Origin of the sequence: Nocardioides mangrovicus (assembly GCF_003674065.1) — a bacterium.
Classification (GTDB): domain Bacteria; phylum Actinomycetota; class Actinomycetes; order Propionibacteriales; family Nocardioidaceae; genus Marmoricola; species Marmoricola mangrovicus.
Genome location: NZ_RDBE01000002.1, coordinates 50,848 through 65,523, shown reverse-complemented (window position 1 = coordinate 65,523; position 14,676 = coordinate 50,848). Strand labels below are relative to the sequence as shown.

Genomic DNA, 14,676 nt, shown 5'->3' with positions numbered 1-14,676 from the left:
GGTCCCGATGAAGACCCTCGTCACCGGCGGTGTCCGGTCCGGCAAGTCCCAGCACGCCGAGCAGCTGCTCGACCAGCACCCGCAGGTCACCTACGTCGTGCCCGGCCTGGCCCCGCACGACGACGCCGAGTGGGCCGCGCGCGTGGCCGCGCACCAGGCCCGGCGCCCGCAGCACTGGACGACGCTGGAGACCCCCGACCTGGCGATGGCGGTCATCGAGGCGCCCGGCGCAGTGCTGGTCGACTGCTTGGGCACCTGGGTCACCCGGCTGCTCGACGACGCCGGCGCCTGGCCCGACCGGGAGCAGGCCACCGCGATCGTCGAGGAGCGCACCGACTCCCTCGTCGACGCCCTGGAGACCACCGACGGCGAGTTCGTGCTGGTCACCAACGAGGTCGGGCTGGGCATCGTGCCCGAGCACGCGTCGGGGCGGCTGTTCCGCGACCTGGTCGGCGTGGTCAACCAGCGGGTGGCGGCGGTGTGCCAGGAGGTGCACCTGGTGGTCGTCGGTCGGGTGCTGCATCTCTAACCGAGCCGTACATAGCTGCCGACGTAGACCGTGTTCAGACCACCGGCCAGACCGGCCAGGACGATCGCGAGGCAGACCTCGATCGCGGCGCCGTAGACGTCGCCGGTGACTCCGCCGAACCTCCGGCGCGCGCGCAGGACCAGCAGCCCCACCGCGATCACCGCCAGCACGGCCGTCAGGGCACCACGTCCGACCGAGCCGCCGAGCCACCGCGCGAGCACCACGACCACCACGACCACCACGACGGGCATCGCGACGGCGACCGGTCGAGGCACCGAGCCCACGAAAGGCGTCCCCAGACCGTCGGCCCGCGCACCCGGCACGCCGGCGGCGCAGGTCAACCAGAGCGCCGTGCGCGAGAGGCACACCGCCGCGCCGGCCACGACCGGTCCGTGCGGCAGCTCGAGCAGCTGGCCCGCCGCGAGCACCTGCAGCAGCAGCACCAGCACGACGGCGGCCACGCCGGCCGGGCCCGACGTACCCGACTTCATCACCGCGAGCGAACGCTCGCGGTCGTAGGAGGAGGCGAGGCCGTCGGCGGTGTCGGCCAGACCGTCGAGGTGGAAGGCCCGGGTCCCGAGCACCACCACCGCGATGGCCGCCACCCCCGTGGCCGGTGAGCCGGCGTCGAAGCGCTGGAACAGCCAGCCCACCAGCCACACCGCGACACCCAGCGGCAGCACCGCGACCGGCGCGAGCAGCATCGCCCCGCGCGCCGTACGCCGGTCGACGCTCGCCGGCGGCCGGACCGGCAGCGCCGTCAGCGTGCCGACGGCGAGCCGCCAGGCGTCGAGGATCACGGCATCAGCTCGCTGAGCAGCGCGACGTCGCTCATCACGGCGATGGCCTCGCGCAGCACCGGCACGGCGGCCACGGCGCCGCTGCCCTCGCCCAGCCGCAGGCCGAGGTCGAGCACGGGCTCCAGGCCGAGCTTGGCCAGCGCCAGGGTCTGGGCCGGCTCGGTGGAGCGGTGGCCGGCGGCGAACCAGGCCGCACAGCCCGGCTCGATCCGGTCGGCGGTGACCGCGCAGGCGACCGAGATCAGTCCGTCGAGCAGCACGGGCACGCCGGAGCGCGCGGCCTCGAGCAGGTAGCCGACGGTGGCGGCGAGGTCGGCGCTGCCGAGCGCGGTCAGGGTGTCGACCGGGTCGTCGGTGCGGGCCCCGGCCCGCGCCAGGGCGGAGTCGATGACGCTCTCCTTGCGGCGCAGGCCCTCGTCGTCCACCCCGGTGCCGCGACCGACCACCTCGGAGGCGGGCAGCCCCAGGGCGGCCGCGACCAGCGCCGCACTGGGCGTGGTGTTGCCGATGCCCATGTCGCCGGAGAGCAGCAGCTGGGCGCCGTCGGCGATCGCCTGGCCCGCGACGGCGGCACCGACCTCCAGCGCGCGGGCGGTCTCCTCGCCGGTGAGAGCGTCCTCGAGGTGGATGGCCCCCGACCCGCGCCGCACCTTGTGGGCGGTGACCTCGGCGGGGACGCCGGCCAGGTCGTCGTCGACGCCGAGGTCGAGCACGCGGACGTCGACGCCGTTCGCCGCGGCGAGCGCGCTGACACCGGCGCGACCGGTGAGGAAGGTGCGGACCATGGCGGGCGTGATCTCGGCCGGGTAGGCCGAGACGCCGTGCGCGGCGACGCCGTGGTCGCCGGCGAAGATCACCAGCCGCACGTCGGTGAGCGGCGCGGGCGGCACCTGTCCCTGCACGGCACACAGCCATACGCCGAGGTCGCCGAGGCGACCGAGCGCACCGGCCGGCGTGGCCAGCGCGGCGAGTCGCTCGCGGGCCTCGGTCTGGATCTGCTGCGAGGGCAGGGCGATGGTCATCGGATCTCCTTCAGGGCGGTGAGCAGGCGGTGGGTGACGTCGGGCGGGCGGGCGGCGATGCGCACCCAGTCGGGGCCGAGGCCCGGGAACGTGTCGCAGCGGCGCACGGCGATCCCGGCGCGACGCAGGCTCGCGTGGACGCCGTCGCCCACGCGGGCGAGCACGAAGGGGGCCGACGACGACACGACCTCGACGCCGAGGTCCGCCAGCCCCTTCTCCAGCGCCTCGCGCCAGGCCCGCTGCTCGATCGCCCGCTCGGTCGGATCGGCGCTCGCGCACGCGAGCAGCGCGGCCGCGGCGACGCCGGAGACCGACCACAGCGGCTGCGTGCGACGCAGCTCGGCGACGAGGTCGTCGGGCCCGACCAGATAGCCGGCGCGCACACCCGGGATCCCCCAGATCTTGGTGAGGCTGCGCGTCACGACCACGCCGGGCTCGCCGGTCAGGGTCTCAGGCTCGTGGGGGACGGCGTCCATGAACGCCTCGTCGACCACCACCGTGCGCCCCGGCCGCGCGAGAGCAGTGATCTCAGCGCGAGGATGGAGCACGCCGGTCGGGTTGGTGGGGTTGCCGACGACGACCAGGTCGGCGTCGTCGGGCACCGCGGGCAGTCCGAACCCGTCGCCGCAGAGCACGGTGGTGACGTCGTGGCCGGCCTCTCGCAGGGCGGCGTGCGGCTCGGTGAACTGCGGGTGCACCACCACCGGCCGCCGCCACGGCCGCCGGGCCAGCAGCGTGAACGCCTCCGCCGCCCCGGCCGTGGCGAGCACCTCGCCCGGTGCGCGACCGTGCCGGACCGCGAGCGCCCGCTCGGCGGCGGTCGGGTCGGGATAGCTGCCGCTCGCGTCGAGCGCGGCGTGCATCGCCTCGCTCAGCCACCCCGGCGGCGGACCGGGGAACACGTTGACCGCTAGGTCGAGCAGGCCGCGTGCCTCGACGTCGCCGTGGTGGGCCAGCGGGTCGGCCGGTCCCGGCCTCACCCGTGCACCGCCTCGGCGAACCGCTGGGCGAGCTGGGGGTGCCCAGCCCAGTGGGTGTGGAGGTACGAGGCGTGCAGGGTGGGCCCGGCGTAGCCACTGGGCTCGCCGTCGACCAGCCAGGCGGGCGTCGGGCCGGCGGGCGGGGTGGTGACGGTGCGGTGGAACTCGTGGCCGGTGACCATCTCGCCGCGGCGGCCCAGCAGCGAGTCGGCGGCCGCGGTGGCCGCCGGGTAGCGCAGGGTCAGGCGCGGGGCCATCGCCGCCTCGGCGTCGACGGCACCCACCATCGGCACGCCGTCGAGGCTGCGCGCGAGGTAGAGCAGCCCGGCGCACTCCGCGACGGTGGGCACCCCGTCGGCGACGGCGTCGCGCAGCTCCTTGAGCAGGCGGTCGTTGCCGGCCAGGTCGGCGGCGTGCACCTCGGGGAAGCCGCCGCCGAGGTAGACGCCGGCGGTGCCGGTGGGCAGCGGGTCGGTGACCGGGTCGAAGGTGACCACCTCGCATCCGGCGGCGCGCAGGAGCTCCTCGGTCTCGGCGTAGCGGAACGTGAACGCCCGGCCCCCGGCCATCGCCACCACCGGCCGGCGCGGGCCGGGCACGGTCACCTCGTGCGTCGGGTCCCACGGGTCGTCGGTCAGCGGCGGCGCCTGGCGGGCGACGTCGAGCACGGCGTCGAGGTCGACGTGCTCGGCGACGATCTCGGCCAGCCGGTCCAGCGCGTGCGCGGCCTCGCCCCGCTCGGCGGCGGGCACCAGCCCGAGGTGGCGGCTGGGGACGGCGACGTCCTCGTCGCGCGGCAGCACGCCGAGCACCGGCAGGTCGATCACCGAGCGCACCTCGGCCACGTGACGCGGCGAGCCCGCCTGGTTGAGGATCACGCCCCGGATGTCGGCGCCGCCGCGGAAACTCGCCATGCCGTGCACCACCGCGCCGATGCTGCGCGAGGCGCGCGAGATGTCGACCACCAGCACCACCGGGCTCCGCGTCAGCGCGGCGACGTGGGCGGTGGAGGCGAACCCGTCGTCGCCCACACGGCCGTCGTAGAGACCCATCACGCCCTCGACGATCGCGACGTCGGCGCCCGCGGCACCATGGCGCAGCAGCGGCACCACGCGCTCCTCGCCGACCAGGTGCGGGTCGAGGTTGCGGCCGGGCCGCCCGCAGGCCAGCGCGTGGTAGCCGGGGTCGATGTAGTCGGGACCGACCTTGTGGCCGCTGACCACGTGGCCGGCGCGCGTGAGCGCGGCCATCAGCCCGGTGGCGACGGTCGTCTTGCCCTGGCCGGTGGCCGGTGCCGCGACGACCAGCCGCGCTACCACTCGATCCCCTTCTGGCCCTTCTGCCCCCGGTCCATCTGGTGCTTGACCTTCGTCATCTCGGTCACCAGGTCGGCGGCCTCGACCAGCGCCGGGTGGGCGCGGCGGCCGGTGACGACGACGTACTGGCGTCCGGGGCGGTGGGCGAGCGTCGAGACGACGTCGTCGACGTCGACCCAGCCCCACTCCATCGGGTAGGTGAACTCGTCGAGCACCAGCAGGTCGTGGGTCTCATCGGCGATGCGGCGCTTGACCTCCGCCCACCCCTCGGCGGCCTCGGCCGCGTGGTCCTCGGCGCTGCCCTCCTTGCGCGACCACGACCAGCCGGCGCCCATCTTGTGCCACTCCACGGGTCCGCCCTCGCCGGTCTGCAGGTGCAGCTCGCCCAGCCGCTCGAGCACGGTCTGCTCGCCGATGCGCCACTTGGCCGACTTCACGAACTGGAAGACCCCGACGTTCCAACCCTGATTCCAGGCCCGCAACGCCAGCCCGAACGCGGCGGTCGACTTCCCCTTGCCGTCGCCGGTGTGAACCATCAGCAGCGGCTGGTGGCGGCGCTGGTTGGTGGTGAGTCCGTCGTCGGGGACGACGCTCGGACGCCCCTCAGGCGGCACCTTGACCCCTCTCCTGTACCGCCCGGGTGAGGGCGGTGGCGCTGATCTCGCCGACGGGCACGTGCTCGGCCAGCAGCTGCTCGGCCAGCCCGCGGGCCAGACCGAGTCGCATCGCGCCGGCCTCGCAGTCCACGACGAGCGAGGCGACGCCGGCCTCCCGCAGCAGTCCGGCGGCGCGCAGGGAGCGCGGCACGGCGTCGCGGCCGTGCGTGGCGCGGCCGTCGGTGACCACCACCAGCAGCGGCCGCCGCCGCGGGTCGCGCACCCGCTCCAGACCCAGCACGCGGTGCGCCTCGAGCAGCCCCTCGGCCAGCGGCGTCCTCCCGCCCGCGGGCAGCTCGGCCAGCCGCCGGGCGGCGACGTCGACGGAGTGCGTCGGTGGCAGCGCGAGGTCGGCCTGCTGGCCACGGAAGGTGACCAGGCCGACCTTGTCGCGCCGCTGGTAGGCGTCGAGCAGCAGGCTGAGGATCGCGGTCTTCACCGCCTCCATCCGCCGCCTCGCCGCCATCGACCCCGAGGCGTCGACGCAGAACAGCACCAGGTTCGACTCCTGGCCCTCGCGCTCGGCGAGCCGTAGGTCGCTGGGACGGAACCGCAGCGGCCCGGTCGTGCGGCCGCGCGTCTGCTGGAAGGCGGCGGCCGCCCGGATCGTCTCGGTCAGGTCGATGCTGCCGTGCGCGCCGGCCGACGAGCCGACCCGACGCCCGGTCTCGGTCACCGCACGCGAGCGGCGACCGGCCTCCCCGGCCCCGGTGCCGCGGACGGTGAAGAGCTTGGGGCGGTAGGGGGTGTCCATCGTGGCGACGTTGGTGTCGGTGGTGGCGTCGTCGGGGGTGCGCCCATCGCGCACGTGCGAAGGTGGCGCGTCGTTTCCGGCCGTTTCCTCGTGCCCGGTGCGCACGTGCGCAGTTGGCGCATCCCCGGAGTCACCAGAGTCCCCAGAGTCCCCAGAGTCCCCAGAGTCCCCAGAGTCACTGCCCTCGCCGGACCCGGGCGACGGCGGCTGGGGGTCGGGATCCGGGTCGGGGTCCGGGTCGGGGTCCGGCTCGGGGTCATTGCCGAGGACGTCGTCGAGCAGGTCCTCGTCGAGACCGGGGGCGTCGAAGGGGTTGCGGCGGCGGCGGTGCGGGAGGGCGAGCCGGGCGGCCACGCGGACGTCGTCGGTGGTGACGGCGGTGCGCTCCTGCCACGCAGCGTGGGCGACGGCGGCACGGGCGGTGACGATGTCGGCGCGCATGCCGTCGACGTCGAACGCCGCGCAGACCTCGGCGATCTGGCGCAGCGCGGCTTCGCCCAGCTCGACCTCGGCGACGCGCTTCTGGGCCGCCTGGATCCGGTCGGTCAGCGCCTGCTCGGCGTCGGCGAAGCGGGCGGTGAACGCCTCGGGGTCGGCGTCGAAGGCCAGCCGGCGGCGGACCACCTCCACGCGGGCGTCGGGGTCGCGCGGTGCGGCCACCTCGACGGTGAGGCCGAACCGGTCGAGCAGCTGCGGGCGCAGCTCGCCCTCCTCGGGGTTCATGGTGCCCACCAGCACGAACCGGGCCGCGTGCTCCACGGAGACGCCGTCGCGCTCCACGGTCGAGCGGCCCATCGCGGCGGCGTCGAGCAGCAGGTCGACGAGGTGGTCGTGGAGCAGGTTGACCTCGTCGACGTAGAGGATCCCGCGGTGCGCGCGGGCCAGCAGTCCGGGCTCGTACTCGGCCTTGCCCTCCGACAGCGCGCGCTCGAGGTGCAGCGAGCCGAGCACCCGGTCCTCGGTGGCGCCCACCGGCAGCTCGACCAGCCGCACCGGACGGACCTCGGTCGGGGCGTCGGCGCGCAGGCCGTCGGGCGAGGTCTCGCCCGGAGCGCTGGAGAACCGGTCGCCGGCGACGACCGTGATCGGCGGCAGCACGGCCGCGAGCGCGCGCACGATCGTCGACTTGGCCGTGCCCTTCTCGCCGCGCACCAGCACGCCGCCGACCTCGGGCGAGATCGTGGTGAGCACAAGGGCCAGCGCCATGTCGTCGGAGCCGACGACGGCGCTGAAGGGGTACTGCTTCGGCATGTGAGGCTCCCGCTCGTGTGCCAGTGGACAGCTGGCGACGAGGCCGGTCTTCGGACTTCACGCGTTCCGCGTGTCACCGCAGCGGGCCTGTGCCGGACTTCCACCGGCTTCCCCGGGCTCTCGTGCCGCGCTCAGGCTAAGGCATCGAGCCAGCGCGCCGCGTCGGCCCTGCTGCGCAACCGGACGACGACCAGCTCCGGCGCCGTCGCTGCCACCGCCGGCACGAGGTCGTCGTACCTGTGCCGCGTCGACACCGACCACCGCACCACGTGCTCGGGGTCGACCAGGAACCGCCACAGCGGCCCCTCGCGGTTGCCGTTCCACAACACCTCCCGCCGCAACCGGCGACGCAGGGTTCGACGGACGACACGGAACAACGTGATCCGAAAGGGCAGGTCGAGCCAGACCATCACCTCCGCCCGGGCGGCGACCTTCGGCCGGGCGGAGGCGTAGTGCCACTCCGTCACCCACGCCGGCCGCGCCACGAGTGCGTCGACATCGCGGTCGAACGACGGGCGCGGCACCCAGTTCTCGCCGTGGTAGAGCGCGTCGATCTCCACGTGCGGGATCGCGAGCCGTGCCGCGATCGCCTGTGCGTACGTCGTCTTCCCGGCGCCGCTCACCCCCGCGACCACCACGCGCGAGGGCCGCGCCGGCAACGGGTCGCCGGCTCCGAGCACCCGCCCGAGGCTACTGTTCGCCGCGTGCCCGAGCCCCTCGTGACCGTCGTCGGCATCGGCGCCGAAGGCTGGTCGAGCGTGCCGGAGGTGGCGCGCGAGGCGATCGTCCGCGCGGACGTGCTGATCGGCAGCAGCCGGCAGCTCGGTCTGCTGCAGGAGGGCGGGCAGGTCCGGGTGCCGTGGCCCTCCCCGCTGCGCGAGGGACTGCCGGCGCTGCTGGCCGAGCACGCCGGCCGCCGCGTGGTGGCCCTGGCCAGCGGCGACCCGATGCTGCACGGCGTCGGCACGACGCTGGTCGAGCTGCTCGGCGCCGACCGGGTGACGGTGCACCCGGCGGTCTCGTCGGTGGCGCTGGCCTGCGCGCGGCTGGGGTGGTCGACCGACTCGACGGTGGTGCTGCGCGACCACCGCACCCTGCCCCGCGAGCTCGCCCCCGGCCGCCGGATCCTCGTGCTCTCGGCCGACGAGACCACCCCGGCCGAGGTGGCCCGGATCCTGCAGGACGCGAGCGCCGGCGACAGCGTCGTCACGGTGCTCGCCGACCTCGGGTCGGCCGGCGAGTCCCGGATCGCCAAAACTCCACACTTGCGGTTCTCAGAGTGGCCAGAGGTGCCGAGATTGAACGTTGTGGCGGTTGAGGTTGGCACAACTGCGCAAGTGTGGAGTTTCGGCGCCGCAGGCCTCCCCGACGCCGCCTACGAGCACGACGGCCAGCTGACCAAGCGCGACGTGCGGGCCAGCGCCCTGGCCCGGCTCGCGCCGATGCCCGGACAGCTGTTGTGGGACGTCGGCGCGGGGGCGGGGTCCGTGGGCATCGAGTGGCTGCGCGCGCACCCGAGCTGCCGCGCGGTCGCGGTGGAGGCCGACCCCGAGCGAGCCGATCGCATCGGCCGCAACGCCGCACGCCTCGGCGTCCCGGTGCTGCGCGTGGTCACCGGCACCGCGCCGGAGGCCCTCGATGGACTACCCACCCCCGACGCGGTCTTCGTCGGCGGTGGCGCGACCCGTGAGGTGGTGGACGCGTGCCTGGGCGCGCGGCGGATCGTGGTTCACGGCGTGACGCTGGAGACCGAGCGGCTGCTCGCCGAGCTCCACGCCGAGCACGGCGGCGAGCTCACCCGGCTCTCGGTGGAGCACGCGGCGCCGCTCGGGTCCTACACCGGGTGGACGCCGGCGCGCACGGTGACGCAGTGGAGCCTGGAGCGGAGCTGGGAGCGATGACCGTCCACTTCGTCGGTGCCGGCCCCGGCGCGGCCGACCTACTCACGTTGCGCGCGGCCGCGCTGCTGGGCGCTGCCGGCACCGTGCTCTACCCCGGCACCTATCTCGACGACGCCGTCCTCGGCCACTGCCCGCAGGCCCGGCTGGTCGACACCCAGGGCCTCGACCTCGACCAGATCGTCGCCACCATCGCCGAGGCGCACGCCGCGGCCCACGACGTCGTGCGGCTCACCAGCGGCGACCCGTCGGTCTACTCGGCGCTCCACGAGCAGACCGCGCGCCTCGACGCCCTCGGCATCGACTGGGACGTCACCCCCGGCGTCCCCGCGTACGCCGCCGCGGCCGCGCTGGTCGGCCGCGAGCTGACCGTGCCGCTGGTGGCGCAGTCGGTGGTGCTCACCCGGGTGCAGGCCCGCTCGACCAAGATGCCCGAGACCGAGTCGCTGGCCGCGTTCGCCGCCACGCGGGCCACCCTGGTGCTGCACCTGGCCGTCACGCGTACGCGTGCTCTGGCCGAGGAGCTCGCCCCCCACTACGGCGCCGACTGCCCGGCGATGGTCGTCTTCCGCGCCTCCCAGCCCGGCGAGCTCGTGATCACCGGCACGCTGGCCGACATCGCCGACGCCGTCGAGGCGGCCGGCCTGCGCCAGGCCGCGGTGATCCTGGTCGGCCGCGCCCTGGCGAGCGGCGACGAGTCCGCGGGTGCCGGGGAGTCCTACCTCTACGACGCTCGTCGCGACCGCGGCGCCAAGCGCAGGCCCCCCGAGGAGACGAGATGATCGAGCTGACCGCACCCATCGAGAACGACGGCGCCTACGCGACGTGCGTGACGCTGCCCGACTCGCACGAGGTGCTGGGCACGAGTCGACCGGTCAAGGTCGCCGGCACCGTCGACGGCCACGCCTTGGAGGCGACGTCGATGCCGTCCGGCGAGGGGCCCCACTGGCTGCCGCTGCGCAAGTCGATCTGCGACGCCATCGGCAAGAGCGCGGCCGGCGAGCAGGTCGCGGTGCGGCTCGACCGTCGTGAGGGAAAGGCTCAGGGCCGCTCGACCGCCGTCGGGTTGGGGTAGGGGACCAGCCCGGCGTCCCCGACGGCTCGCGCCAGCGCGACCAGCGGCTCGGTGACGGCAACGGCTTGCTGCCGGGCTTCTTCGCTGAGCGCCGCCTCGGCAACGGCGTGCGTTCGCGCCTCGACGTCGGCGCGAGCGACGCGCCCCGACTCGGTCAGCGTGTCGTCCCGGTCGACCCAGCCGCGGCCGCGCAGCCGCTCGAGACCCTGCTCCCACTCCGCCTCGCTCCAGCCGCGCACCTCGCGCAGCCTGGCGGGCGCCAGCCCGGCGGCCACGGCCCAGGCGTTCGCGGCACACCCGTCGACGCGATCGCCAAGCAGCACAGCGATGTGGGCGTCGCCATGTAGCTCGCGCAGCACCGTGACGGCGTGCCAGAGCCGCTCCGTCTGCGAGGTCGGCGCCGGCAACGCCAGGTGCGCGGCCGCAAGCGGCTTGCCGCCCAGGTCGAGCCCGTCGAGCAGTGCGACGACCTCGTCGGCGATCGTCGGCTCCTGCGGCCAGGCCGTCGCCAGCGTCGACGCGGCCAGCCGGCTGCGCGCGGCGAGCACCGCCTCGCGGTCGGCCAGGGCCCACACGTCGGGCACGGCGCGCGCCACCATGCCGGGCGCGAAGCCGTAGAACGTCGCCGTCACCAGCTCCGGACCGGGCGTACCCAGCGCCGCCGCACGGCTGGCGAAGTAGCCGCGCCAGAACCCGCGCAGCCCGAGCCCGGCGTAGGAGTCGTCGGGCGCGAAGTAGACGACCGAGTGGATCGCCTCCACCGCCCGCCAGAACTCCTCGGGCACCTTGCTCACGTGACCGACCGCGGCGTCCAGACCCGGCCGCCGGTCACGCGCGTGGCCGAGGCCCCCACGATCAGCAGGCACTTCATGTCGACGCTCGCCGGGTCCAGCTCGGCCAGCGTCGTCACGTGCAGCGACTCCTCGGCGCGGCCGACGTCGCGGCCCACCACCACCACGGTGTCGGCCGAGCGGTGCTCGAGCAGGATCTTCTGCGCCTCACCGACCTGCTCGGTGCGCGATCGCGAGGCCGGGTTGTAGATCGCGAGCACGAGGTCGGCCTCGGCCACCGCGCGCAGCCGCCGCTCGACCACCGACCACGGCTTGAGCCGGTCCGAGAGCGAGAGCACCGCGAAATCGGCGCCGACGGGCGCCCCTGCGCGCGCCGCCACCGCCTGCACCGCGGAGACGCCGGGCAGCACCCGCACCTCCACCTCGGGGAACTCATCGGCCACCTCGAAGACCGCCGCCGCCATGCCGAAGACACCCGCGTCGCCACCCGAGACCACGGCCACGCGCTCGCCGCGACGGGCCAGGTCGAGCGCGAACCGCGCTCGGTCGACCTCGACGGTGTTGCCGCTGGCGTGACGCTGCAGCCCCGGTCGCTGCGGCACGCGCTCCACGTAGGGGCCGTAGCCCACCACGTGATCGACACCCGCCAGCGCCTCGGCCACCTCGCCGGTCAGCCAGCGGTTCGGCCCCGGTCCGAGCCCCACCACGAGCAGCTCGGCCGGCGCCCGGTCGGGCACCGGCGTCGCCGCGGCGGCCTCGTGCCGCGAGCGGACCAGCACCAACGAGAAGTAGGGCACCGACGCCGGGTCCACGTCGCGCACCGGTAGCACCCGCTCCTCGTCCTGCGAGGCGCGCTCGACGTAGACCGCGTCGTCGAGCCGGCCGGCCGCCTCGAGCGCCCGCACCACGGCGGGGAACGTCCTGCCCAGCTTCATGATCAGCGCGCCGTCGGTGTCGGCCAGCCGCCGCGCCAGCTCGGGCTCGGGCAGCGTCCCGGGCAGCACCGTCAAGACGTCGGACTGGCGCACCATCGCCACGCCGGAGGCGGCCTCGGCCGCCGCGAACGCCGGGATGCCGGGCACGACGTCGGTCGGGTACGCCTCGCGCAGCCGGTCGTGCATGTACATCGAGGAGCCGTAGAACAGCGGGTCGCCCTCGGAGACCAGCACCACGTGCCGGCCGGCGTCGAGGTGCGTGCGCAGCCGCTGCTCGGTCTCGTCGTAGAAGTCGGCCATCGCGCCGGCGTAGCCGCCCGGGTGGTCGGTGGTGCCGGTGGTGACCGGGTAGCGCAGCTCCTCCTCCACCACCGCCTCCGGCAGGTAGGCGTCGGCGATGCGGCGCGCGTGCGAGCTGCGGCTGACGCCCGCGTGGTAGGCGACGACGTCGGCCTCGCCGATCACCCGTACCGCCTTCAGGGTCAGCAGGTCCGGGTCTCCCGGGCCCAGCCCGACGACGGTGAAGCGGCCGCCGCTCACTCCGCCTCCTGCGCCAGGGCGTTGACCGCCGAGGAGGTCATCGCCGAACCGCCGCGGCGCCCCCGCACGGTGACGTAGGGGACGTCGATCCCGGTCTCGCCGGCGAAGTCGACCAGCGCCTGCTTCGACTCCGCGGCCCCGATGAAGCCCACCGGGCAGCCGATGACCGCCGCCGGTCGCGGGGCGCCGTCGGCCAGCATCTCCAGCAGGTGGAACAGCGCGGTCGGAGCGTTGCCGATCGCGACGACGGCGCCGTCCAGGTGCGGCTCCCACAGCGAGACGGCGGCCGCGGTGCGCGTCGTCCGCCACTCACGCGCGAGGCCGGGAACCCTGTCCTCGTTGAGGAAGCAGCACACCTCGTTGCCGCTCGGCAGCCGCCCCGCGGTGACCCCGACGGCCACCATGCGCGCGTCGCACAGGATCGGTGCCCCGGCCGCGAGCGCCGTGCGCGCCGACGACACCAGCGCCGGGTGCACCACCAGGTCGTCGACCAGGTCGGTCTGACCGGTGCCGTGGATCATCCGCACGGCGAGCTTCTCGGCGTCGGCCGGCACCCGGGACAGGTCGCTCTCGCGCCGGATGGTCGCGAAGGAGTCCAGGTAGATCGCCGGTCCGTCCTTGACGTAGGCGTACCGCGACGTCGGCGGTCTCACCGGATCACCACCCCGCGCCAAGGCGTGACCACCAGCAGATCGTGGGCGCCCAGCTCGGCCGCCTGTTCGGGGGTGAGGACGCCGTCCGGCACGGCCACGTGGCGTTCGTCGTAGGGCAGCGGACCGGTGGCCACCGGCACCCGCGGGTCGGCCTCGTACGCCGGCATCAGCGGCGCACCCAGCTCGGCCACGTGCCACGCGGCGTCGGCACCGTCGCCGCGGGCGCGCAGGAACTCCTGGGCCAGCACCACCAGCAGCCGGGCGGCGTTGGCCAGCGACGTCGACTCGCCCCACACCCCGCCCACGCGCACCTGCACCGAGGAGTCGTCGAGCGCCACCGCCGTGAGGTCGGCACGCTGGTCGAGCAGGTCGCCGCGCCCGTCGTCGAGGGCGAAGAGGAACTTGCCCGGCAGCCCGGCCAGTCGCGGGTCGGCGAGCAGCAGCCGCTCCAGCTCCACCGCGACGGGCCACGCGTCGACCCGGCCGGCCGTCATACCGGCGACCAGACCCGTGAGCGGGGAGACCATCACGTTGCGCACCAGGTCGTGGCTGCGGCTGGGCAGCAGCCCCAGCTCCTCGATCCGGTCCACCACGCGCGCGTCGAGCGCACCACCGGACGCCGGCAGCCCGCGGACCTGCAGGTTCGCGCGGCTGGTCAGGTGCAGGTCGCCGTCGCCGTGCTCACCGGCCAGCTCGCTGAGCCCTCGCAGCTGCGCGCCGCTGATCCGCCCGCCCAGCAGCCGGACGCGCACGAGCGCCCCGTCCTCGGCGGGCCAGGGTCGCAGCACGCCCGGGCACAGGTCCCGGCGTTCGCGGACCGTGGATCTCGACACGCACGGAAGGCTAGCCGTCGCGCTCCGGGCCCTCGTCCGCACCGCCACGGCGGCGACGCCGGGTGGCGGCCGAGCGCGGCGGGCCGGCGCGCATGTGCTGGAGCACCGGCTCCAGCAACGTGGCCAGGGCGGCCACGTCGGCACCGTTGAGCTGGGCGAAGAGCAGCTCGCGCAGGACGTCGACGTGCCCGGGGAGCACCCGCGCCAGCCGCTCCCGCCCGGCATCGGTGATGGTGACCAGCACGCCACGGTCGTCGTCCGGCGAGGGACCGCGCTCGAGCAGCCCCGCCTTCTCCATCAGGCCGGCCTGGTAGGTCAGGCCGCTGCGGCTGAAGACCACCCGGTCGGCGAGCTCGGTCATCCGCAGGCTGCCGGTCGGGGAGTCCAGACCCAGGATGGCCAGCAGCTGGAACTGCACGAACGTGAGGTCACCGGCCTCGCGCAGCTGGTGCTCGACGCCGTGCCGCAGCAGCGCGGCGACGTCGGTCAGGGCGAAGTAGGCCCGCAGCTGGGTCCGGTCGAGCGGGCGCCCGGTCGGCTCGGTCGCTGTCACCTCCGCATGCTAACAAATGATTCGTAGTCGAAACACTTGCTTCGAGTTCGAACTATTGCTACGGTCGCCACGCGTTTCGAATCCGAAGCA

Annotated in this window: 14 protein-coding genes, 1 pseudogene and 1 riboswitch; of the genes and pseudogenes, 4 read left to right on the top strand and 11 right to left on the bottom strand. The window is 75.0% G+C overall.

The window, feature by feature from the left end; genetic code table 11:
* Window positions 1-7 precede the first annotated feature (7 nt).
* Complete coding sequence (gene cobU, locus D9V37_RS04840) at window positions 8-529, top strand: bifunctional adenosylcobinamide kinase/adenosylcobinamide-phosphate guanylyltransferase (protein ID WP_121805032.1); 522 nt, start codon at window positions 8-10, stop codon at window positions 527-529.
* Here the strand turns inward: cobU and D9V37_RS04835 are convergent.
* The 6 genes and pseudogenes from D9V37_RS04835 to D9V37_RS04810 form a co-directional block, all read right to left on the bottom strand.
* On the bottom strand, window positions 526-1,329 hold the full coding sequence (locus tag D9V37_RS04835; protein ID WP_232524748.1) for an adenosylcobinamide-GDP ribazoletransferase: 804 nt from the start codon (window positions 1,327-1,329) through the stop codon (window positions 526-528). The two genes, cobU and D9V37_RS04835, sit on opposite strands and share 4 nt — an antisense overlap.
* Window positions 1,326-2,351, bottom strand: coding sequence for a nicotinate-nucleotide--dimethylbenzimidazole phosphoribosyltransferase (cobT, locus tag D9V37_RS04830; RefSeq protein ID WP_121805031.1), 1,026 nt, complete (start codon window positions 2,349-2,351; stop codon window positions 1,326-1,328). The genes D9V37_RS04835 and cobT overlap by 4 nt, the downstream gene beginning before the upstream one ends.
* Window positions 2,348-4,650 (bottom strand): annotated as a pseudogene (locus D9V37_RS20975) (cobyrinate a,c-diamide synthase). Before D9V37_RS20975 ends, cobT begins: the two are co-directional and overlap by 4 nt.
* Entirely contained in the window at window positions 4,644-5,261 is a 618-nt protein-coding gene (gene cobO / locus D9V37_RS04820) for a cob(I)yrinic acid a,c-diamide adenosyltransferase (RefSeq protein WP_121805030.1), read from the bottom strand. The pseudogene D9V37_RS20975 and the gene cobO overlap by 7 nt, the downstream one beginning before the upstream one ends.
* Window positions 5,251-7,308 (bottom strand): VWA domain-containing protein, encoded by a 2,058-nt coding sequence (locus tag D9V37_RS04815; RefSeq protein WP_121805029.1) that lies wholly within the window; start codon window positions 7,306-7,308, stop codon window positions 5,251-5,253. Before D9V37_RS04815 ends, cobO begins: the two co-directional genes overlap by 11 nt.
* Before the next feature lie 45 nt (window positions 7,309-7,353).
* Window positions 7,354-7,421, bottom strand: a riboswitch (cobalamin riboswitch).
* Window positions 7,422-7,439: 18 nt separating this feature from the next.
* A complete protein-coding gene (locus D9V37_RS04810; RefSeq protein ID WP_121805028.1) occupies window positions 7,440-7,988 on the bottom strand; it encodes a P-loop NTPase family protein in 549 nt (182 codons plus the stop codon).
* A gap of 24 nt (window positions 7,989-8,012) precedes the next feature.
* On the opposite strand from D9V37_RS04810, the gene cbiE reads away from it, so the two are divergent.
* From cbiE to D9V37_RS04795, 3 genes are read left to right on the top strand one after another with little or no spacing between them, the layout of a single operon-like run.
* Complete coding sequence (cbiE, locus tag D9V37_RS04805; RefSeq protein WP_121805027.1) at window positions 8,013-9,209, top strand: precorrin-6y C5,15-methyltransferase (decarboxylating) subunit CbiE; 1,197 nt, start codon at window positions 8,013-8,015, stop codon at window positions 9,207-9,209.
* Window positions 9,206-9,988 (top strand): cobalt-precorrin-4/precorrin-4 C(11)-methyltransferase, encoded by a 783-nt coding sequence (locus D9V37_RS04800; protein WP_121805026.1) that lies wholly within the window; start codon window positions 9,206-9,208, stop codon window positions 9,986-9,988. The genes cbiE and D9V37_RS04800 overlap by 4 nt, the downstream gene beginning before the upstream one ends.
* The gene (locus D9V37_RS04795) at window positions 9,985-10,281 is read left to right on the top strand and encodes a DUF1905 domain-containing protein (protein WP_121805025.1); all 297 of its coding nucleotides are present in this window, start codon (window positions 9,985-9,987) and stop codon (window positions 10,279-10,281) included. The genes D9V37_RS04800 and D9V37_RS04795 overlap by 4 nt, the downstream gene beginning before the upstream one ends.
* Here D9V37_RS04795 and D9V37_RS04790 read toward each other — a convergent pair.
* The 5 genes from D9V37_RS04790 to D9V37_RS04770 are packed head-to-tail and all read right to left on the bottom strand — an operon-like array spanning window position 10,248 to window position 14,586.
* On the bottom strand, window positions 10,248-11,075 hold the full coding sequence (locus D9V37_RS04790) for an SCO6745 family protein (RefSeq protein WP_121805024.1): 828 nt from the start codon (window positions 11,073-11,075) through the stop codon (window positions 10,248-10,250). The genes D9V37_RS04795 and D9V37_RS04790 overlap by 34 nt on opposite strands.
* Complete coding sequence (gene cobJ / locus D9V37_RS04785; RefSeq protein ID WP_121805023.1) at window positions 11,072-12,547, bottom strand: precorrin-3B C(17)-methyltransferase; 1,476 nt, start codon at window positions 12,545-12,547, stop codon at window positions 11,072-11,074. Before cobJ ends, D9V37_RS04790 begins: the two co-directional genes overlap by 4 nt.
* Window positions 12,544-13,200 carry a precorrin-8X methylmutase gene (locus D9V37_RS04780; RefSeq protein ID WP_121805022.1) on the bottom strand — a complete coding sequence of 219 codons (657 nt, stop codon included), beginning with the start codon at window positions 13,198-13,200 and terminating at the stop codon, window positions 12,544-12,546. The genes cobJ and D9V37_RS04780 overlap by 4 nt, the downstream gene beginning before the upstream one ends.
* On the bottom strand, window positions 13,197-14,033 hold the full coding sequence (locus tag D9V37_RS04775) for a nitrite reductase (protein WP_121805021.1): 837 nt from the start codon (window positions 14,031-14,033) through the stop codon (window positions 13,197-13,199). Before D9V37_RS04775 ends, D9V37_RS04780 begins: the two co-directional genes overlap by 4 nt.
* Before the next feature lie 10 nt (window positions 14,034-14,043).
* Window positions 14,044-14,586: a MarR family winged helix-turn-helix transcriptional regulator gene (locus D9V37_RS04770; RefSeq protein WP_121805020.1), complete on the bottom strand. Its 543-nt coding sequence runs from the start codon at window positions 14,584-14,586 to the stop codon at window positions 14,044-14,046.
* Window positions 14,587-14,676 lie beyond the last annotated feature (90 nt).